We start from the raw sequence: 19,288 nt of genomic DNA on the forward strand, positions 1-19,288 counted from the left end.
GTCCAGCCCGTCACGGAACATGCCCGGATCAGCTTACCTTGGCGCGCAGCGCATCCGGAATCGGCACCGACTTGCCAGTACGCGGATCCATCCACACCACCTTGGCGGCGCCCTCCGCATACAACCTGTCCTCGCCCTCGACATATAATTCGTACCAGGTCATCACGCTACTCCGACCTGGCTCGCCAGCGTAGAGGCGCACGACGACGGTTGCCGGATAATTCACCGGCACCAGGAAGGTACAACTGGCATTGATGATGACCGCGCCGGCTTCGGCCTCCGGGCTCACCGCGTAGCCTTCCCCCTCCAGCCATTCGACCCGGGCCTGCTCGAAGTAGCGGAAATAGACGGTGTTGTTCACGTGACCGTAGTAATCCATATCACCCCAGCGCACCGGGATTCGGGTCGTCAGCAACAGCTTGCGCGAAGGGGCTTCTGCGGGGATGTCGGTACTCATGGCTCTTCTGTCTCCGGTTGATTGATTATGGGCTCTAGTGATCCGGGCAGCCAAACCAAGCGGCTCACCGAAATCAGCCGGGTCAATGTAACATACGGCACCGTATGCTGCGAAAGCCCTGTATTTGCTCATTCCGGGATTGCCCGGCGTCTGGCGGGCGAGTTACGCTTCGCGGTTTGCGGTTACACACCACAACAAATCGAACAGCTCTCAGGAGGAGGCAGCAATGGAACGTGATTCCATGGAATTCGACGTGCTGATCGTAGGCGGTGGCCCGGCGGGCTTGTCGGCGGCGATCAGGCTCAAACAACTGGCCGCTGAACGGGGCCAGGACTTTTCGGTGTGCCTGATCGAGAAGGCGGCCGAGATCGGCGCGCACATTCTCTCCGGCGCCGTCATCGATCCGCGCGCCTTGAATGAACTCTTCCCCGACTGGAAGGCGATGGGCGCACCGCTCAACACGCAGGTCTCGGAAGACCGGGTGATCTTCCTGTCGGAGACTGGCGGGCGCCAGCTCCCCAACGGCCTGCTGCCGGATGCCTTCCACAACGAAGGCAACTACATCGTGCGCCTGGGCAACCTGGCCAAGTGGCTCGGCGAGCAGGCCGAAGCGCTGGGGGTCGAGGTCTATCCGGGCTTTGCCGGCGCCGAGCTGCTGTTCGACGACAAGGGCGCGGTGGCCGGCGTGATCACCGGCGACATGGGCATGCTCAAGGACGGCAGCCAGGGGCCCAACTTCCAGCCCGGCATGGAGCTGCGCGCCAAGTACACCTTCTTCGCCGAAGGCTGCCGCGGCCACTTGGGCAAGCAGCTCGAAGCGAAGTACGGGCTACGCGACGGCATCGATCCGCAGACCTACGGCATCGGTCTCAAGGAGCTTTGGGAGATCCCCGCCGGCCAGCATCTGCCGGGCCTCGTCGTGCATACGGCCGGCTGGCCGATGGACACGGCCACCTACGGCGGCGGCTTCTGCTATCACCTTGAGGACAACCTGGTGTCGGTCGGCTACGTGGTCGGCCTCAACTACACCAATCCGTATCTATCGCCCTTCGAGGAATTCCAGCGCTACAAGACGCATCCGGAAATCCGCCAATTCCTCGAAGGCGGCAAGCGCCTTGCCTACGGTGCGCGGGCGATTGCTGCCGGCGGCCTGCAGAGCCAGCCCAAGCTGGTCTTCCCGGGCGGAGCGCTGATCGGTGACGATGCAGGCTTCCTCAACGCGGCACGCATCAAGGGCAGCCATGCGGCGATGAAGTCCGGCATGCTGGCCGCCGAAGCGGCCTTCGAGGCCCTCGCCGCCGGCCGCGCCCAGGACGAACTGAGCGCCTTCCCGAAGAGCTTCAAGGCCAGCTGGCTGCACGCCGAGCTGCACAAGACCCGCAACTTCAAGCCCTACATGAAGAAGGGCCTGTGGCTCGGCTCCTTCCTGTTCGGCGCAGAGCAGAAGCTCTTCGGCGGCAATGTGCCCTGGACGCTGCACAACCACGCGGACCACACGACGCTGCGCCCGGCAGCCGAGTGCCAGCCGATCGCCTATCCCAAGCCGGACGGCAAGCTGAGCTTCGACCGCCTCTCGTCGGTGTTCCTGTCCAACACCAACCACGAGGAAGACGAGCCCTGCCACCTGCAGCTCAAGGACGCCTCTGTGCCGATCGCCATCAACCTAGCCAAGTACGACGCCCCCGAGCAGCGTTACTGCCCGGCCGGCGTATATGAGATCGTGCGCAGCGAGGAGGGCGACAACCCCCACCTGCAGATCAACGCCCAGAACTGCGTCCACTGCAAGACCTGCGACATCAAGGATCCCACCCAGAACATCAACTGGGTCGTCCCGCAGGGCGGCGAAGGGCCCATCTATCAGGGGATGTAAGCCTCCGGCGACTCCTTCGCAAAAACAAGAACGGCCGGTGTTTCGCACCGGCCGTTCTTGTTTTTGCTACGAGAGCTAATCGTATTCGCTCCCACCAATCAGTCGCTTACCCCACCCACTTGCGGGCGTTGCGGAACATCCGCAGCCACGGAGAATCCTCGCCGAGGCCGGCCGGATGCCAGCTCATCTGCACGGTCCGGGCAGTGCGCTCCGGGTGCGGCATCATGATCGTGAAGCGGCCATCCGGCGTGGTCAAGCCGGTAATGCCGGCCGGTGAACCATTCGGATTGAACGGATAACGCTCGGCGATAGCGCCATTGTTGTCCACGTAGCGCAGCGCAACCTTGGCATTGTCCTGGGCGTCGATGCCGGCGAACACCGCCCGACCTTCGCCGTGGGACACGACGATGGGCATGCGGCTGCCAGCCATGCCGGCCAGCAGGATGGACGGACTGTCCTGCACTTCCACCATCACGAAGCGAGCTTCGAACTGCTCGCTGCGGTTGCGTTGGAAGCGCGGCCAGGTCTCGGCACCCGGGACGATCTCGGCCAAGTTGGACATCATCTGGCAGCCGTTGCAGACCCCCAGCGCAAACGTGTCGTCACGCGTGAAGAAAGTTTCGAACTGCTCGCGCAGCACCGGGTTGAACAGGATGGACTTGGCCCAGCCCTGCCCCGCGCCCAGCACGTCGCCGTAGGAGAAGCCGCCACAGGCCGCCAACCCCTTGAAGTCGGACAGATGTACACGGCCAGCCTGCAGGTCGGACATGTGCACATCGAAGGGCGCAAAACCGGCACGCTCGAAAGCCGCCGCCATCTCGGCCTGGGAGTTCACGCCCTGCTCGCGCAGGATCGCGATCTTCGGCCGGGCGCCAGTGGCGATGAACGGCGCAGCGATGTCCTCCGCCGGATCGTAGCTCAGGAAGACGGACAGGCCGGGGTTGGAGGCATCCGCGAGGGCATCGAATTCTTCCTTCGCGCATTCTGCATCGTCACGCAGACGGGCGATCTGGTAGCTGGTCTCGGACCAGGTCTGCAGCAGTTCGGCACGCGGCGCATTGAAGACCAGCTTGGCGTTGCGCCAGAAGCGCAGCTCGTCGCGGTCATTGGGCTCGCCGACGAAGTGATAGCTGAGGCTGGCCGTACGCAGGGCCTCGGTCAGGCGGCTGCGGTCGTCGCGGCGGATCTGGACGACCGCCCCCAGTTCCTCGGCGAACAGGGCCTTGAACAGCATGTCGTTGAAGCGGCCCTTCAAGGAATCCGGCCGCTTGTCGAGGCCATCCACGTCGTTCATGAACTGGTCGTAGGCCACCGTGTCGAGCATCACCGACAGGCCGCACTTGGACGCGAAGGCCATTTCGCACAAGGTGGCAAACAGGCCGCCGTCGGCGCGGTCGTGGTAGGCCAGGATCAGGTCATCCTTGCGCCACTGCTGGATCAACTCGAAGAAAGTCTTCAACTGCGCCGCATCCACGTCCGGCGCATGCTCGGCCACTGAGTTGTAGGCCTGGGCCAGCACGGAGCCGCCGAGACGGTTCTGATTGTTGCCCAGATCGATCAGCAACAGTTCGGTTTCCACGCCTTCCGGGAACTGCAGTTGCGGGGTCAGCGTGCGGCGCACGTCCTGCACCGGAGCGAAACCGGTGACGATCAGCGACAGCGGCGACACGACCTGCTTGTCCTCGCCCTCCTCGTTCCAGGCAGTACGCATGGACAGGGAGTCCTTGCCCACCGGAATCGCCAGACCAGCCTGTTGGCAGAACTGGGACACGGCCTCGACGGTCTTGTACAGCTTGACGTCTTCACCGCGGTGGCCGGCCGCGGCCATCCAGTTGGCGGACAGTTTCACATCACCCAGCGAACGGATGTCCGCCGCAGCGATGTTGGTGATCGCCTCACCGATGGCCATGCGGCCGGAGGCCGGCGCATCAAGGGTCGCCACCGGCGTACGCTCGCCCATCGCGAAAGCTTCGCCGAGGTAGCCGTGGTAGCTCATGGTGGTCACCGCCACGTCGGCGACGGGGATCTGCCACGGGCCGACCATCTGATCACGGGCGGTCATGCCACCGACGGAACGGTCGCCGATGGTGATCAGAAAGTTCTTACCGGCCACCGCCGGCATGCGCAGCACACGCCGGCAAGCATCAGCCAGATCGATGTCCGTCACATCGAAGGGCGGCACGAAGACCTGGCGGCTGGAGACGTTGCGGGTCATCTTCGGCGGCTTGCCGAGAAGAACCTGCATCTCCATATCCACCGGCTTATTCTCGAAGTGACGGTCGGAGACTACCAGATGGCCGTCGTCGGACGCGGCGCCCACCACTGCGAACGGACAGCGCTCGCGTTCGCAGATCGCCTTGAAGACATCAAGGCTTTCCGGGGCGATCGCCAGCACGTAGCGCTCCTGGGATTCGTTGGACCAGATTTCGCGCGGGCTCATGCCCGGCTCTTCGATGTGCACCTCGCGCAGCTCGAAGCGTGCGCCCAGCTCGGCGGAATCCGCCAGTTCGGGGAAGGCGTTGGAGAGACCGCCCGCACCCACGTCGTGGATTGACAGGATCGGGTTGGCCGCGCCCTTCTGCCAGCAGGCGTCGATGACTTCCTGGCAACGGCGTTGGATTTCCGGATTGCCGCGCTGCACGGACGCGAAATCCAGGTCGGCCGTGTTGGTGCCGGTCGCCATCGACGAGGCGGCGCCGCCGCCGAGACCGATGAGCATGCCCGGGCCCCCAAGCTGGATCAGCAGCGTGCCGGGACCGAACTTGATCTTGAAAGACTGCTGGTCCTGGATACAGCCCAGGCCGCCGGCGATCATGATCGGCTTGTGGTAGCCACGCACCTCGTCCTGCACGCTCTGCTGGAAGGTGCGGAAATAGCCGGTCAGGTTGGGACGGCCGAATTCGTTGTTGAACGCGGCGCCGCCCAGGGGGCCTTCGATCATGATGTCCAGCGCCGAGGCGATGCGCTCAGGCTTGCCGTAGGCCTGCTCCCAGGGCTGCTCGAAGCCGGGGATCTCCAGATTCGACACCGAAAAGCCGGTCAGGCCCGCCTTGGGCTTGGAGCCACGGCCGGTCGCGCCCTCGTCGCGGATCTCTCCGCCGGAGCCGGTGGAGGCGCCAGGGAACGGAGAGATCGCCGTCGGGTGGTTATGGGTCTCGACCTTGGCCAGGATATGGGTCAGCTCGTCGTTGTACTTCCAGGCACCAGTCTCGTCCGGGTAGAGTTTGGCAATGGTGGCGCCCTCGATCACCGACGCGTTGTCGGAATAGGCGACGACGGTACCTTCCGGATGCGCCTTGTGGGTCTCGCGGATCATGCCGAACAGCGTCTTGTCCATCGGACGGCCATCGATGACCCAGTCGGCGTTGAAGATCTTGTGGCGGCAGTGCTCCGAGTTCGCCTGGGCGAACATCATCAGTTCGACGTCGGTCGGGTTGCGGCCCATCCGCGTGAAATTCTCGACCAGGTAGTCGATCTCGTCTTCCGACAGGGCCAGGCCCAGCTCGCTGTTGGCGACGACCAGCGCATCGCGGCCGTTCTCGATGATCGCCACGGTCGTCAGCGGCTGCGGCTTGTAATGGTGGAACAGCGCATGGGCCGCATCCACGTTGTCGAGCACGGACTCCGTCATGCGGTCGTGGATGGCCGGCAGCACCGCGTCACGATCGGCAGACGACAGTCCTCCACGCAGATCAAAACTGTAGGCGGCGCCCCGCTCGATACGGACGATCTTGTCGAAACCACACTGGCAAGCGATATCGGTCGCCTTCGAGGACCAAGGCGAAATCGTACCGAGACGCGGAGTTACCAGCACCGGGCTGCCAGCTGGGGTTTCCCCCTCCGGATGGGCGCCAAGCAGATCGACCAGCCGTGCCAGCTCGTCAGCGGCAAGCGGTGCACTGACTTCCACGAAGTACCAGTGTTCGACGGCCAGCCCCTTCAGGCGGGGCAGCGCGCTCTTGACCGATTCGGTCAGGCGGGCAAGACGGGAGCGGGAGACGGCGGGCGCACCGCGCAGCTTGAGAATTTCGGACATGGCAAGGATGGGCGCGAAGTTGAAACCGGCCCGACTGCGGACAAAAATGCCGCGCCGGACACGAAAAGGTCACAGATTATACCCGAGCCCTCTCGAGGCTCCGACCATCCTTCGCACAGGATTCCCCTACCCGCACCGCCAGCCCCCCCAGGGCCCCGTCGGCACGGAGACCGGAGTCGATAAAATTAGTTGCAAATTACAAATGTGAAAATTCATCGCAGATAGGACGTTTGCGTGTAAAAATTCACGTTTTGAAGCCTACGGGCAGTGACCATGCCTTCTCACCGCGCCTCCCATCAGCCCCTGTCTCCACGCCTGTTCTGGGTCATCGCGGCTGGATTCGTGCTGTTCGAAAGCACGCTACTCGGGCTCGCTTATCAATACACCCGCAACCAGCATCGGCTAACCGAGCAGTTAGCCCTCGTTCATCAGGGCAGCGCCGTCGCCTGGCAGATGGTTTCATCGCCTTCAAGTGACGCAGCTTCGAAATCCCGGCAGCTCTGGCTCGACTCCATGCTGCGCGCGCTGGAGAGCGGCGGCAACGTTGTCAGCCTGGAGAACACACTGGCGCAACTTCCTCCCCTGGACAGCCCCAACGCCCGGTTGGCCGCCTCAAGGATCCAGACCCATTGGGACGAGTTCACCCGGCTCAACAGACAAGCGCCCGACAACGTCGCGGCACGCGGTGAACTCGCGGCCATGGCCGCCCCCTTCCATGAACTCTCGAACATCCTGAGTCTGGAGCGCAACGAAGCCTCTCAGACAGCCGCGGTAATGGGCCTGATCGCGGTCGCCGCGGGCATCCTGACCTTCATCACCGCCGGTTCGCTGATGTTGCACCAGATCCTGCGCTTCGCCCGCTCGGGGCAGATGCTGCGCTCGATGATGAACCAGATCGGCGCGGGGGTCTGTATCCTGAGCAGCGGCGGCCGCATTGCCGACGCCAACCGTGCCGCGTGCCGCATGCTCGGCCGCCCGCGCAAGATGCTGCGCGGCAAGCGCCTGGAGGAAATCCTCACCCTCAACGACGGCGTGTGGACCGGCGATCGGCCGGACGGCCTGCCGATCGCCGTCGAGCGCATTCCGGGGCAGATCGACAGCCACAAAGGGCCGCTCAACATCGTCACGCTGCTGGACGTCACCGCCCGCCACCTGACGACGGAATGCCTCCTGCGCCTGGCACACCACGACCCGCTGACCGGCCTTCCCAACCGAGCCTATCTTGAAAAGCGCTTCAAGGACGAACTCGCGGACATCCAGAGCGACATGCTGCTAGGCGTCGCGGTGCTCGACCTGGACGGCTTCAAGCCAGTGAACGACACCTACGGCCACGCCATCGGGGACAGCCTGCTGGTCCAGATCGCCCAGCGCCTGAGTTCCGCGCTGCGGATCAGCGACATGCTTGCACGCACGGGCGGCGACGAGTTCGTCGTGCTGTTCCCAGATGTGGGCGGCCGGGAAAGCCTCGCGCAGCTTGGAGAACGCCTGCTGAGCGTGTTCAACGACCCCTTCCTGATTACTGGCCATCGCATCGCGATGGGCTGCAGCATCGGACTATCCATCGCACCGGACGACGGCACCGACCAGGACAGCCTGCTGCGGGCCGCCGACGCGGCCATGTACCAGGCAAAGCATGCCGGCAAGCGGCGAGTCCGCCTCACCGCAGTGAAGGGCGCCGGGGCTACCCTGCCCGCCGGCCCAAGAAGCAGGGCGATCGGGTAAAATGCCGGGTTTTGCTGAGCCCCCGGTCCCTTGCATTACGACGAGTCCGTCCCCGACGCAATCCCCGCACCAGGCGCCGCCCTGCCACGCAGCTGGCTGATCGCGCCTGCGGCCGCGCTTGCGGTGCTCGCGCTAGCCTGCGTCGTCGCCGGCAACCAATCGCTCTTCATCACGCTCAATTCTGCCGCCAGCGGCGTTTCACCGTCCCTGTGGTCCGCGCTGTCATTGACGGGCTCCGTACTCGGCATGCTGGCCCTGCTGGCCCCGACCCTGAAGACGCGCCCTCGCTGGCTGGCCTCAGCGCTGCTAGCCAGCCCACTGGCCCTGGTTTTCAGTGAAGGCGGCAAACGCATTTTCGACATCATGCGTCCGGCCGGCGTGCTTGAATCCGGCAGTTTCAACCTCATCGGTCAGAAACTGTATGTGTACTCCTTTCCGTCCGGCCATGCGACCACCGCCTTCGTCGTGGCGGCGGCGCTGATCTTTGCGTGGCCCGAGGCCAGCACCCGCATGCGCCTCGCCATTCTTGCCACGGCCGCATTGATCGCCTTTTCCCGCGTTGCAATGGGGGCACACTGGCCGCTGGATGTGCTCGTCGGTGCGTGCGGCGGCTGGCTGATTGGCGCCCTGGGCTGCGTCCTTTCGGCGCACTGGCGCTTCTGGGAGCACCGCAGTGGCGTACGTGCGATGGCCGCCATCGCCCTCGGCAGCAGCCTCGCACTCCTGTTCATCGACCTGGGCTATCCGGCTGTGCACCTGTATCAGATCGGTCTTGCCGCCTGGGGCATCGGTGGCGCAGCCTCGGCCCTCGGCAACGACACGGAGACCCGTTCATGAACGCCAAGCGCCTTATCGCAATTGCCGTATCCATTGGTCTACTGGCCTGGTTGATGGCCGACGGCCGCTGGCGTGGCCTCGGCGACGTGTTCGCGCGCCTCGACATGCCCACACTGATGCTGTGCGCAGGTGGCTTTGGGTTGTCCTATGTCCTTCGCGCGCTGCGGGTGTTCGACGAGTTCCGCGCTCAGGCCGCTGGACGCTTCGGCACCTGCCTGCGCATCGTGCTGATCCACAACGCGATGATCAACGTGGTGCCGTTCCGCGGCGGTGAAGCAGCCTTCCCGCTGTTGCTGCGGCAGAACTTCGGCATCGCTCTGCCCCGCGCCATCGCTTCCCTGTTCTGGTTCCGCCTGCAGGACGCATTCGTCGTGATGGCCCTCGCCGCCTTCGTGTGGCCGGGACTTCCGGTCGCGCTCAAGGCTGCCTGCATCCTCGGCGTAATAACGCTGGCCTGGTGGCTGCCGCGCTGGGCGCGGGCGCCTCACGACTGGGCCAATGGCAAGGCCTTCACCGCCAAGTTGGCCAAGGTGCGCGACGCCTTCGCCGAGAGCACCCGCCACGCCCGCTACGGCTGGGTGTGGACCATCGCCAACTGGACAGTCAAGCTCGCCGCCCAGGCGGCCCTGCTGGCTGCGCTGCTGCCGGCAGCCATCGACGTGGGCGCGGCCGGCGCCCTTGGCGCCGAACTCGCCGCGATCCTGCCTGTGCAAGGCGTGGCCGGCTTCGGCACCTATGAGGCCGGCGCCGCCGCGGCGCTGCTGCCGAGCGGCATCCCTCTCACAGGCGGACTGCAGGTGGCGCTGGCGCTGCACCTCTTCGTCATCGCCTGCTCCGTCACCTCAGGCGCCATCGCCTGGCTCTTCCCGGCCGCAAAGACACCGGAAGCCGCCGCAGCGCCCCGCTCCGACTTACAATCCGCCTCGTCAGCCAACGACGGGGTGAATACCCGATCTGTAAACGAATAAATACTATGACCGCAGCCTCCCAGCTCTCTCCGCTCCCGCCCGCCCAGCCGCAGATCCCGGCCAACCTGCCGCCGCACCGGCTGTCGGTCGTCGTCCCCCTCTACAACGAGGAAGACAACGTGGCGCCGCTGCTCGAGCGCATCCACCTGGCCCTCGGCCCCTATCCCTACCCGTGGGAAGTGGTGATCGTCGATGACGGCAGCTCGGATCGCACCGTGGACAACCTGGAAGCGGCCGCCAAGCATTACGGCCCGCACGTGCGCATCGTCGCGCTGATGCGCAACTTCAAGCAGACCGCGGCGATGCAGGCAGGCCTCGACGCCGCCCGCGGCGACGTGATCGTCACGATGGACGGCGACCTGCAGAACGACCCCATCGACATCCCGCGCATGGTCGGCCGCCTGCTCAACGAGGATCTCGACCTCGTCGCCGGCTGGCGCAAGAACCGCAAGGACGGCATGGTCCTGCGCAAGATCCCGTCGAAGATCGCCAACCGCCTGATCGCCAAGATCACCGGCGTGCACCTGCAGGACTACGGCTGCTCGCTGAAGGCCTTCCGTGCCAGCGCGATCAAGAACGTCCGCCTGTACGGCGAAATGCACCGCTTCATCCCGGCCTGGCTGGCCACCGTGACCACGCCGCGCAAGATCGCCCAGGAAGAGGTCACCCACCACGCGCGCATGTTCGGCCAGTCCAAGTACGGCATCTCGCGGACCTTCCGGGTCATCCTCGACCTGATCTTCGTGTACTTCTTCATGCGCTTCCGCACCCGTCCGGGCCACTTCTTCGGCGGCATCGGCCTGGGCCTGGGCGCGCTGGGCATGGTGATCCTGAGCTACCTGGGTCTACTCAAGCTGTTCACCGGCGCCTCCATCGGCACCCGTCCGCTGCTGTTCGGCGGCTTCTTCCTGGTCATCGCAGGCGTGCAGATGGTCACCTCCGGCGTGCTCGCCGAACTGCTCACCCGCGTCTATTTCGAATCCGGCCAGAGCCAGGCCTATGTAGCGCGGGAAAACGCCGCCCTGCAGGACGACCAAGGTTGGCGTTCGGCCGGCGCCCAGTAAGCGACCATGTCGTCGGCCCTTCACACCGCCGGCGGGCGGCTCGCCGGCACGCCCGTCGGCCGCCTGATCCTGCTGCTGCCTCTGATCGCCTTCCTGCTGCGCCTCGGCGGCGCACCGCTGTTCGATGTGGATGAAGGTGCCTTTTCCGAGGCGACGCGGGAGATGTTCGAACGCCACGACTTCCTGTTCACCTACCTGAACGGCAGTCCACGCTTCGACAAGCCGATCTTCATCTACTGGCTGCAGTCGGTCGGCTACCTGATCTTCGGCGCCAGCGAATGGGCTTTCCGGCTGCCTTCGGCGCTCGCCGCCATCGTGTGGAGCTACGCCACCTATTTCTTCGCCCGCCGACGTGTAGGCGAAGACGCGGCGCTTATTGCGCTGGCCGTCGCCTGCACGGCCCTCGGCCCCTTCGCCATCGGCCGCGCCGCCACGGCCGACGGCCTGCTCAACTGCCTGCTCGCGCTGACCCTGTTCGACGTCTGGCGCCACCTCGAAAGCGGCCAGCGCGCTCCGCTGCTGCGGGCCTTCCTGTGGATGGGCCTGGGCGCCCTGACCAAAGGGCCGGTGGCGCTGATCGTCCCCGGCACAGTCAGCTTCCTGTACTGCGCCAGCCGCGGCGAATGGCTGCGCTGGGCGCGGATGGTCTTCAACCCGCTCGGCTGGCTGATCCTGATAGCCCTCGTCACGCCCTGGTACGCCTACGCGCTGCACCGCCACGGCCAGGACTTCATCGACGGCTTCATCATGAAACACAACGTGCAGCGCTTCTCCGGATCGCTGGAGGGCCATGGCGGCAGCGCCTTCTATTACGTGATCGCGGTGCCGCTGCTGCTGCTGCCGTGGAGCGGTCTGTTCGTCGTCGCCCTCGGCAAGCTCAAGGCCGGACTCGGCGACCCGCTGCAGCGCTTCCTGTGGCTGTGGTTCGGCTTCGTCGTCGCTTTCTTCTCCCTGTCCGGCACCAAGCTGCCCCACTACGTGCTGTACGGCTGCACGCCGCTGTTCATCCTGATCGGCCTGCATGCCGGCACGGCGCGACGGGCCTGGCTGCATCTGCTGGCACCTGGCCTGCTGCTGGCACTGCTGCCGGCGCTTCCTGCGATCTTCGACAAGCTGTCCGCCGGCAAACTGGGTGACGGTTACTACCGGGCCCAGCTCAGCCGGGCACTGGAGGTTGGAGACACCGTCTACCTGGGCCTGACGGCCACCGCCTTCGTCCTGTGGCTGCTCTATGTGCTGTTCTCCAAAACCTCGCTGGCGCAGCGTCTCGCCGTGACAGCCGCACTCCAGGTCGTGCTGCTGGCCGGACTGGTCGTGCCCTTTGCCGGCGAACTGGCCCAGGGACCGGTGAAAGCCGCCGGACTGAAGGCCCACGAGCTGGAGGGCGACGTGATGTTCTGGAACTTCAGCACCGCCCCGAGCTTCAGCGTCTATCGCCAGGCCGTCACCCTCAAGGGCGATCCTCAGCCCGGCCAAGTCGCGCTGACGCGCATCGACCGCCTGCCGCCTGACGTGCCGGTGGACGTCCTGTTCCGCCAAGGCGGCGTAGCCCTCGTCAAGGTGAAGCCATGAGCGAGCGCAGCTATGTCGGCCCGCTGGCGCTCATCGCCGCAGTCCTGACCGTCTACCGTATCTGGGTGATCGGCCACCTGGGCATCGACCTGTACGTGGACGAGGCCTATTACTGGGGCTGGTCGCAGAACCTGGACTGGGGCTATTTCTCCAAGCCGCCGGTGATCGCCGCGCTGATCGCCGGCAGCACAGCCGTGTTCGGCAACGGCCTGATTGCCATCAAGCTGCCGTCCCTGCTGCTCTACCCTGCGACTGCCTTTGCGCTGTACGCTCTGGGCAGCCGGATGTACTCGCCGAAGGTGGGTTTCTGGGCTGGCCTGTCCTTCATGTCCATGCCGCTGGTGGCGGCACTGGGCCTTTTCGTGTCCACCGACGCCCCGCTGCTGCTGTGCTGGACCCTTGCTCTGCTGTTCCTGCTGCGCGCGCTGGACAAAGGCCGCTGGGGTACCTGGCTGGCCTGCGGCGCAGTGATCGGCATCGGCCTGATGTCCAAGTACACGATGGCGGCCTTCCTGCCGTCGGCGCTGCTGCTGATCGCGCTGGACCCGAAACAGCGCCACTGGCTGCTCCGCCCGCAGCCCTGGCTGGCCGTGCTGCTGGCGGTGGCGATCCTGTCGCCCAACCTGTACTGGAACTGGACTCACGACTTCCCCACCTTCCGCCATACCGCGGAGATCACCCGCGTCGGCGGCCACGGGGAGCGCGGCTGGCATCCGGGCCAGCTCGGTGAATTCATAGGCGCCCAGTGGTTGTCCTTCGGTCCGCTGCTCGGCGTGCTGCTGGGCATCGCACTGTTCCGCGGGCGCAGCCTGTGGCGCGATGCTTCCCACCGCACGCTGCTGGTCTTCATTGTGCCGCTGCTGCTGCTCGTCAGCTTGCAGGCCCTGACCGGCCGCGCCAACGGCAACTGGGCCGCGCCGATCTTCGTCGGCGCCTGCCTGCTGGTGCCGGCGGTCTTTCTGCAGCGCGGCCGGCGCTGGCTGATCGCCGGCGTGGCGGCAAACCTTGTCGCCGCGATGCTGGCCTATCACTGGCCGGACATCGCCCGCGCCACCGGCACCGCACTGACTGCCAAGAACGACCCCTACAAGCGCGCGCGGGGCTGGATCCACCTGGCCGACGGCGTCGCGCCGCTGCTGGCAAACCACCCCGGCAGCATCCTCGTCGGCGAAGACCGGGAGCTGATCGCCCATCTGGTGTACCGCCTGCACCCGGCCGAATACGCGGCCTGGAATCCCGACCACCTGCCCATCGACCACTACGAGCTCACCACCACGCTGAAGGGCAAGGAAGGGCGCGACATCCTGTACGTCGGCCGCAAGCCGGAAATCCCGGACATCGCAGCCCACTTCGGCGGCAGCGAACTTCTCGGCAAGGTCGTCGTGCCGGTCCACAAGGATTTCAAGCGCGAGGTCTACGTCTTCCTGCTGAAGGACTTCAAGGGCTACTGAGCGCTACTGCCCCGCACCGGGCTCCACGCCCGGCAGCGCGGCCAGCGGCTCGTCGAGTTGGGCCGCCTCGATCTTCTGGAAGTGGGCGCTGATCTTGCGCGACGATGTCTGCACGTCCGCCACGTCCTCATTGGCCTGGCGGATGTGGGTGGCCAGCTTCTGCATACGCTCGTCGAAGCGGTTGAAGTCCTTCGCCAGCTTGCCGAGGGCGTCCTTGATGACGTGGATCTGCTTGCGCGTCTCCACGTCCTTCAGCACTGCCCGCGCAGTGTTGAGCACCGCCATCAGCGTCGTCGGCGAGACGATCCACACCCGGCGCTGCATCGCGTAGGCCACCACTTCCGGGTGGTAGGCATGAATCTCGGCGAACACCGCCTCCGCCGGCACGAACATCACCGCCCCGTCCGACGTAACCTCCGGCTGGATGTACTTGTCGGCAATCGCATCCACGTGCTTCTTCACGTCGTTGCGGAAAGCCGTCTGGGCCGTACGCCGCTCCAGGTCACCCGCCTCACCGGCAAACATACGGTGGTAGTTTTCCAGCGGAAACTTCGAATCCACCACCACCATCCCGGTGGGCTCAGGCAGGCGCAGCACGCAGTCGGCCCGTGTGCCATTCGGCAGAACGTACTGAAAATCGAAGGATTCCGGCGGCAAGGCGTTGCGCACAAGGGCTTCGAGCTGGACTTCTCCAAAGGCGCCGCGGGAGCGCTTGTCGCCGAGCAACTCCTGCAGGCTGACCACGTTGGTGGTCAGGTCACCGATCTTCTTCTGTGCTTCGTCGATAGTCGCCAGCCGCGCCATCACATTGGTGAAGGTCTCGTTGGTCTTGCGGAAACCCTCGTCTAGGCGCTGGTTCACGTGGCCGCTGATTGCCTCCAGGCTCTCGCCGACAGTACGGTTCATCGCCTCGATGCTGTGGGTCAGCTGCTGGGACGCGCCACTCAGGCCGCGCTGCAGCAGCTCCCGATCCGCGCGAGCGTGCTCGGACAAGGTCTTGAGGGTCTCGGCCATCATCTCCGTGCGCAGCTTCTCCTGCCCACTGGCCACTGCAGACGCCAGTTCGGACAGACGCAGTGCCATCTCTTCCTTCTGCGTACCGAGCTGGGCCACCAGGGCCAGATGGAGCTGCTGGAGCGAATGGCGGGACGCAGCCTGCTCCGCGTCGAGGCGGTCGCGCAGGCGGTCCACTTCGCCTGCCAGCATGTCGATCACGCGGTCGCCCCCGGCCGTCGACGTGGCCTGCAGCTCCCTGACGAACTGCAACTGCTGGTGGCCGAACAGACCTTCCAGGCGGCTATCGAGATGGGCGATCAGCTGCCCGGCGACTTCGTCCTGGGCCCCGTTGAGACGGGTGATCCGCAGGGCCAGCCAGGCGACGACGGACAGGACGGCGAGGAGGAGTACAAACAGTAGCGGCAGCAAGGCAGGAGCGGATTCTGAAGTCATGGCCGGAAGTATACCCGGCCATTCCAGCGTCCTCCCGTCAGCTCAGCGCCCGCAGGCTTGCCAGCGGCGGCTGGGACAGCAGATGCCGCGTGCCGACCCAGCCAGCCAGCGTCACCACCGCGCAGCCGGCAATACCGCCGGCCAGCAGCGGCAGCAGGCTCGGCGCATAGGGCAGCTTGAAGACGAAATGCCCCAGTGCCCAACCGATGCCGGTTGCCCCGGCGCCCGCCAGCACGCCGGCCACCAGCCCGAGCACGGCAAACTCAGCGAGCAGCGCCGCCCGCAGCTGCCCGTTGCGGGCCCCCAGCGTGCGCAGAATGGCCAGCTCCTTCTCCCGCTCGTCGTGGGTGGACTGCAGCGCGCCGAACAGCACAACCACGCCCGCCACCACCGCAAAGCCGAAGACGAACTGCACCGCCGCGATCAGCTGATCGACCATCGCCTGGATCTGGCCGATCACCGCCGCCACGTCGATCACCGTCAGGTTCGGGAAGGCCGCCACCAGGCGGTTCGCGAACTCCAGCTGCCCCGGCGGCAGGTAGAAGCTGGTGATGTAGCTGGCCGGCTGCTGCTCCAGCATGCCCGGCGCGGCGATCACGAAGAAATTCACCCGCATCGAATCCCAGTCCAGCTTGCGCAGGCTGGTGATGCGCGCCTCGCGGCGCACGCCGCCGATCTCGAAGGTCAGCAGATCGCCCATCGCCAGACCGAGGGTCTGGGCCAGCCCCTGCTCAACGGAGAACTGCGGCACACGCTCGTCCCCATGCCAGCGCCCCTCGACGACGCTGTTGCCGGACGGCAGGCGCGAATCGAAGGACAGGTTGAAGTCCCGGTCCACCAGCCGCTTGGCCCGGTCGTCGGCGTAGTCGTCGGGCCCGACCGGGCGGCCATTCACCGCCATCAGGCGCCCGCGGATCATCGGCTGCAACAAGGGCTCAACGCGGCCGTTGTCCTTGAAGAACTGGCGCAGGGCCGGCAGCTGTTCGGGCTGGATGTTGATCACGAAACGATTGGGCGCGTCCACCGGCGTGGTCTGTTTCCAGCTCGACAACAGGTCGCCGCGCACCAGCGTCAGCAGCAACAGGGCCGTCAGCCCCATGCCGAGGGCGAGGGCCTGCACGAGGCTGGCCACCGGCCGCCGCCGCAGGGAAGCCAGGCCGTAACGCCAGCCGCTGCTCGCCACACCACGCACGCGTCCGAGCCCCCCGATCACCGCCCACGCCACGCCGCCATACACCGCGAAGGCCAGTGCGAAACCGCCGACCACCCAGGCGCCGAGCAGCCAGTCCCGTGCGATGCCGACCAGCAGGCCGGCCAACACCAGCGCACCGAGGGCCCAGGCCAGGCCTTCCCGCGCGGCGATGCCGTCCCATTCGCGCCGCAGCACGCGCAGCGTCGGCACCCGCCCAAGCCTGATCAGCGGCGGCAGCGCGAAGCCCAGCAGCAACAGCTGCGACACCGCAAAGCCATGCAGCACCGGCAGCCAGCCCGGCGCCGGCAACGGGAAGCCGACCAGGCTGCCGAGCAGCTCGTTGAGCGCGAACTGCACCGCGAAACCCAGCCCACAGCCGGCCACGCCCGCCGCCAGGCCGAGCAGCGCGAACTCGCCGAGAAACAGGGACAGGAGGCGCACTTGCGTCGCACCGACGCAGCGCATTACCGCGCAACCGTCCAGGTGCCGCTCGACGAAGCGCCGGGTGGACAAGCCCACCGCCACCGCAGCCAGCACCACCGCCAGCATCGCCGCGAAACGCAGAAAACGCTCGGCACGGTCCAGCGTGGTCCTCACCTCGGGCCGCGCGTTCTCCACGTTCTCCAGCGTCTCGCCGCGCCTCAGGCGGGCCCGCGCCCAGGTCTCGAAGGCCTTCACCGGCGCGACCTCCCCGGCTACATGCAGCCGGTAGAAGATCCGGCTGCCCGGCTGGACCAGGCCGCTCGCCGACAGGTCAGCCGCATTCATCACCAGGCGCGGCAACAGGCTGAAGAAATTGGCGCCCCGGTCGGACTCGAAGGACAGCACGGCGCTCATCTTCAGGCGGATCGCCCCCAGTCCGATCATGTCGCCTGGTTTCGCGGAGATGGCACTGGCCAGCCGTTCGTCCAGCCACAACTCTCCGGCGGCGGGAATGCCCGGCGCCGCCCGGTCGGGCTGATTGAGCCCCGGCGCGATGCGCATGGTCCCGCGCAGCGGATGCCCATCCTCGACAGCCTTGACGCCCGCCAGCTGGGCGCCCTCCCCCAGGCTGGCCATGCTGGTGAAGGTGCTGGAGACCACCGTCTTGAGGCCGCGCCGGGTCGCCTCGGCACGGTAGGCAGGATCGAGGGCATGGTCGGACACCAGCACCAGATCCCCACCGAGCAGCTGGTTGGCCTCCCGGGCCAGAGCCTGGGCGACGCGGTCGGTGAAGAAGCCGACGCTGGTAAGGCTGGCCACGGCGATGATCAGCGCCGCCAGCAGCAGCCCCAGTTCGCCGGCGCGCAGGTCGCGCCGGAGCATGCGGAATGACAGGAAGAAGGTATTCATGTGGCTTGAGGCAGGGAAGCGGCAAAAAAATTCCGGCCGGGCGAAAAACCAGGGCCGGAATTCTTCGGATTATCCGCGTGGGTCGATGACAGCCCTCCGCTCAACCCACTTACGCGTCGGACAGCCAGCGCTGCACCAGGCGGACCCAGTAGGCAACGCCGTAGGGAATCGCCTCGTCGTTGAAATCGTAATGGGGATTGTGAAGCGTGCAACCGCCTTCACCGGGCCCGTTGCCAAGCCACACGTAGCAACCGGGCTTCTCCTGCAGGAAGTAGGCGAAATCCTCGGCCCCCATGCTGGGCTTGGGATCCACCGTCACGTTGGCATCGCCGCAGATCTCCTTCGCCACCGCCGCGCAGAACTCAGCCTCCGGCACCGAATTGATCGTCGCCGGGTAGCCGCGCCGGTACTCGAAGCGGATGTCGGCACCAAAGGCTGCGGCGACGCCGGTGCACACTCGCTGCATCGCCTCCTCGACGCGGGCCTCCACCTCGGGCCGGAAGGCCCGCACGGTGCCACATAGCTGCGCCACTTCGGGAATCACGTTGTAGGCGTCGCCGGCATGAAACTGGGTCAGCGACAGCACGGCCGAATCCTGGGGGTCGACGTTGCGCGACACCACCGACTGCAGCGCCTGCACCAGCGCCGCGCCGGTGAGCACCGGGTCGATGCCCTGGTGCGGCATCGCCGCGTGGGCGCCCTGCCCGCGGATCTCGATGTCGAAGCGGTCGGCACAGGCCATCACCGGCCCGCGATGCACGGCAATCTGCCCGACCGGCAGGCCCGGCCAGTTGTGCAGACCGAACACCGCCTCCATCGGGAAACGTTCGAAGAGACCGTCGGCAATCATCGCCGGCGCCCCGCCCTCGCCCTCCTCGGCTGGCTGGAACAGGAAATAGACCGTCCCGTCGAAGTCGGGATTGCGGGTCAGGTAGGCGGCCGCACCCAGCAGCACGGCGGTATGCCCGTCGTGCCCGCACGCATGCATGCGGCCCGGATGGCGGGATTGATGCGTGAAGTCGTTCTTCTCCTGGATCGGCAGCGCGTCCATGTCAGCCCGCAGGCCGATGGCCCGCTGGCTGTTACCGGCCCGCAGCACACCGACCACGCCGGTCTTTCCGATGCCCCTGTGTGTCTCGATGCCCAGCGCCTCCAGGCGCTCGGCGACCAGGGCTGCGGTGCGATGCTCCTCGAAGGCCAGCTCAGGATGGGCGTGGATGTCGCGGCGGAGCGCCGTGATCTCCGGATGGAGTGCCCCCAAATTCTCTAGAAGGTGCATGATGCGTCCCGATGTCCGGCCCAAAGGCCGTGGATCAATCAATGATAGCAGCGGGCTTT

12 protein-coding genes are annotated in these 19,288 nt (G+C 66.1%); 7 read left to right on the forward strand and 5 right to left on the reverse strand.

Features of this window, described 5'->3' with window-relative positions:
- Positions 1-28: 28 nt before the first annotated feature.
- Complete coding sequence (locus tag AC1PPK_RS18915) at positions 29-457, reverse strand: acyl-CoA thioesterase (RefSeq protein WP_481114566.1); 429 nt, start codon at positions 455-457, stop codon at positions 29-31.
- A gap of 226 nt (positions 458-683) precedes the next feature.
- Here AC1PPK_RS18915 and AC1PPK_RS18920 point away from each other — a divergent pair, with 226 nt between their 5' ends.
- Entirely contained in the window at positions 684-2,327 is a 1,644-nt protein-coding gene (locus tag AC1PPK_RS18920; protein ID WP_481114567.1) for an electron transfer flavoprotein-ubiquinone oxidoreductase, read from the forward strand.
- 106 nt (positions 2,328-2,433) lie between these two features.
- Here the strand turns inward: AC1PPK_RS18920 and purL are convergent, their stop codons facing one another.
- Positions 2,434-6,363, reverse strand: a complete 3,930-nt coding sequence (gene purL, locus AC1PPK_RS18925; protein ID WP_481114568.1) for a phosphoribosylformylglycinamidine synthase — start codon at positions 6,361-6,363, stop codon at positions 2,434-2,436.
- Between the two features lie 273 nt (positions 6,364-6,636).
- On the opposite strand from purL, the gene AC1PPK_RS18930 reads away from it, so the two are divergent.
- The 6 genes from AC1PPK_RS18930 to AC1PPK_RS18955 are packed head-to-tail and all read left to right on the forward strand — an operon-like array spanning position 6,637 to position 13,977.
- Complete coding sequence (locus AC1PPK_RS18930) at positions 6,637-8,085, forward strand: diguanylate cyclase domain-containing protein (protein WP_481114569.1); 1,449 nt, start codon at positions 6,637-6,639, stop codon at positions 8,083-8,085.
- A 30-nt stretch (positions 8,086-8,115) separates the two neighbouring features.
- Positions 8,116-8,922 carry a phosphatase PAP2 family protein gene (locus AC1PPK_RS18935; protein ID WP_481114570.1) on the forward strand — a complete coding sequence of 269 codons (807 nt, stop codon included), beginning with the start codon at positions 8,116-8,118 and terminating at the stop codon, positions 8,920-8,922.
- Positions 8,919-9,890 carry a lysylphosphatidylglycerol synthase transmembrane domain-containing protein gene (locus AC1PPK_RS18940; RefSeq protein WP_481114571.1) on the forward strand — a complete coding sequence of 324 codons (972 nt, stop codon included), beginning with the start codon at positions 8,919-8,921 and terminating at the stop codon, positions 9,888-9,890. The genes AC1PPK_RS18935 and AC1PPK_RS18940 overlap by 4 nt, the downstream gene beginning before the upstream one ends.
- 5 nt (positions 9,891-9,895) lie before the next feature.
- Complete coding sequence (locus tag AC1PPK_RS18945) at positions 9,896-10,954, forward strand: glycosyltransferase family 2 protein (RefSeq protein ID WP_481114572.1); 1,059 nt, start codon at positions 9,896-9,898, stop codon at positions 10,952-10,954.
- Positions 10,955-10,960: 6 nt separating this feature from the next.
- Entirely contained in the window at positions 10,961-12,526 is a 1,566-nt protein-coding gene (locus tag AC1PPK_RS18950; RefSeq protein WP_481114573.1) for an ArnT family glycosyltransferase, read from the forward strand.
- Positions 12,523-13,977: an ArnT family glycosyltransferase gene (locus AC1PPK_RS18955; RefSeq protein WP_481114574.1), complete on the forward strand. Its 1,455-nt coding sequence runs from the start codon at positions 12,523-12,525 to the stop codon at positions 13,975-13,977. The genes AC1PPK_RS18950 and AC1PPK_RS18955 overlap by 4 nt, the downstream gene beginning before the upstream one ends.
- 3 nt (positions 13,978-13,980) lie before the next feature.
- Here AC1PPK_RS18955 and AC1PPK_RS18960 read toward each other — a convergent pair whose 3' ends face one another.
- The 3 genes from AC1PPK_RS18960 to AC1PPK_RS18970 form a co-directional block, all read right to left on the reverse strand.
- Complete coding sequence (locus AC1PPK_RS18960) at positions 13,981-15,426, reverse strand: DNA recombination protein RmuC (RefSeq protein ID WP_481114575.1); 1,446 nt, start codon at positions 15,424-15,426, stop codon at positions 13,981-13,983.
- Positions 15,427-15,463: 37 nt separating this feature from the next.
- On the reverse strand, positions 15,464-17,950 hold the full coding sequence (locus AC1PPK_RS18965; protein ID WP_481114576.1) for an ABC transporter permease: 2,487 nt from the start codon (positions 17,948-17,950) through the stop codon (positions 15,464-15,466).
- 109 nt (positions 17,951-18,059) lie between these two features.
- Positions 18,060-19,229 carry a M20 aminoacylase family protein gene (locus AC1PPK_RS18970; protein ID WP_481114577.1) on the reverse strand — a complete coding sequence of 390 codons (1,170 nt, stop codon included), beginning with the start codon at positions 19,227-19,229 and terminating at the stop codon, positions 18,060-18,062.
- Between the last annotated feature and the right edge of the window lie 59 nt (positions 19,230-19,288).

It is taken from the genome of Zoogloea sp. JDB1 (assembly GCF_056724025.1).

What these genes read in the sequence shown, in the direction of transcription:
- AC1PPK_RS18915 (WP_481114566.1), bottom strand. Translation starts at nt 457, where the DNA reads ATGAGTACCGACATCCCCGCAGAAGCCCCTTCGCGCAAGCTGTTGCTG.
- AC1PPK_RS18920 (WP_481114567.1), top strand. Translation starts at nt 684, where the DNA reads ATGGAACGTGATTCCATGGAATTCGACGTGCTGATCGTAGGCGGTGGC.
- purL (WP_481114568.1), bottom strand. Translation starts at nt 6,363, where the DNA reads ATGTCCGAAATTCTCAAGCTGCGCGGTGCGCCCGCCGTCTCCCGCTCC.
- AC1PPK_RS18930 (WP_481114569.1), top strand. Translation starts at nt 6,637, where the DNA reads ATGCCTTCTCACCGCGCCTCCCATCAGCCCCTGTCTCCACGCCTGTTC.
- AC1PPK_RS18940 (WP_481114571.1), top strand. Translation starts at nt 8,919, where the DNA reads ATGAACGCCAAGCGCCTTATCGCAATTGCCGTATCCATTGGTCTACTG.
- AC1PPK_RS18945 (WP_481114572.1), top strand. Translation starts at nt 9,896, where the DNA reads ATGACCGCAGCCTCCCAGCTCTCTCCGCTCCCGCCCGCCCAGCCGCAG.
- AC1PPK_RS18950 (WP_481114573.1), top strand. Translation starts at nt 10,961, where the DNA reads ATGTCGTCGGCCCTTCACACCGCCGGCGGGCGGCTCGCCGGCACGCCC.
- AC1PPK_RS18955 (WP_481114574.1), top strand. Translation starts at nt 12,523, where the DNA reads ATGAGCGAGCGCAGCTATGTCGGCCCGCTGGCGCTCATCGCCGCAGTC.
- AC1PPK_RS18960 (WP_481114575.1), bottom strand. Translation starts at nt 15,426, where the DNA reads ATGACTTCAGAATCCGCTCCTGCCTTGCTGCCGCTACTGTTTGTACTC.
- AC1PPK_RS18965 (WP_481114576.1), bottom strand. Translation starts at nt 17,950, where the DNA reads ATGAATACCTTCTTCCTGTCATTCCGCATGCTCCGGCGCGACCTGCGC.
- AC1PPK_RS18970 (WP_481114577.1), bottom strand. Translation starts at nt 19,229, where the DNA reads ATGCACCTTCTAGAGAATTTGGGGGCACTCCATCCGGAGATCACGGCG.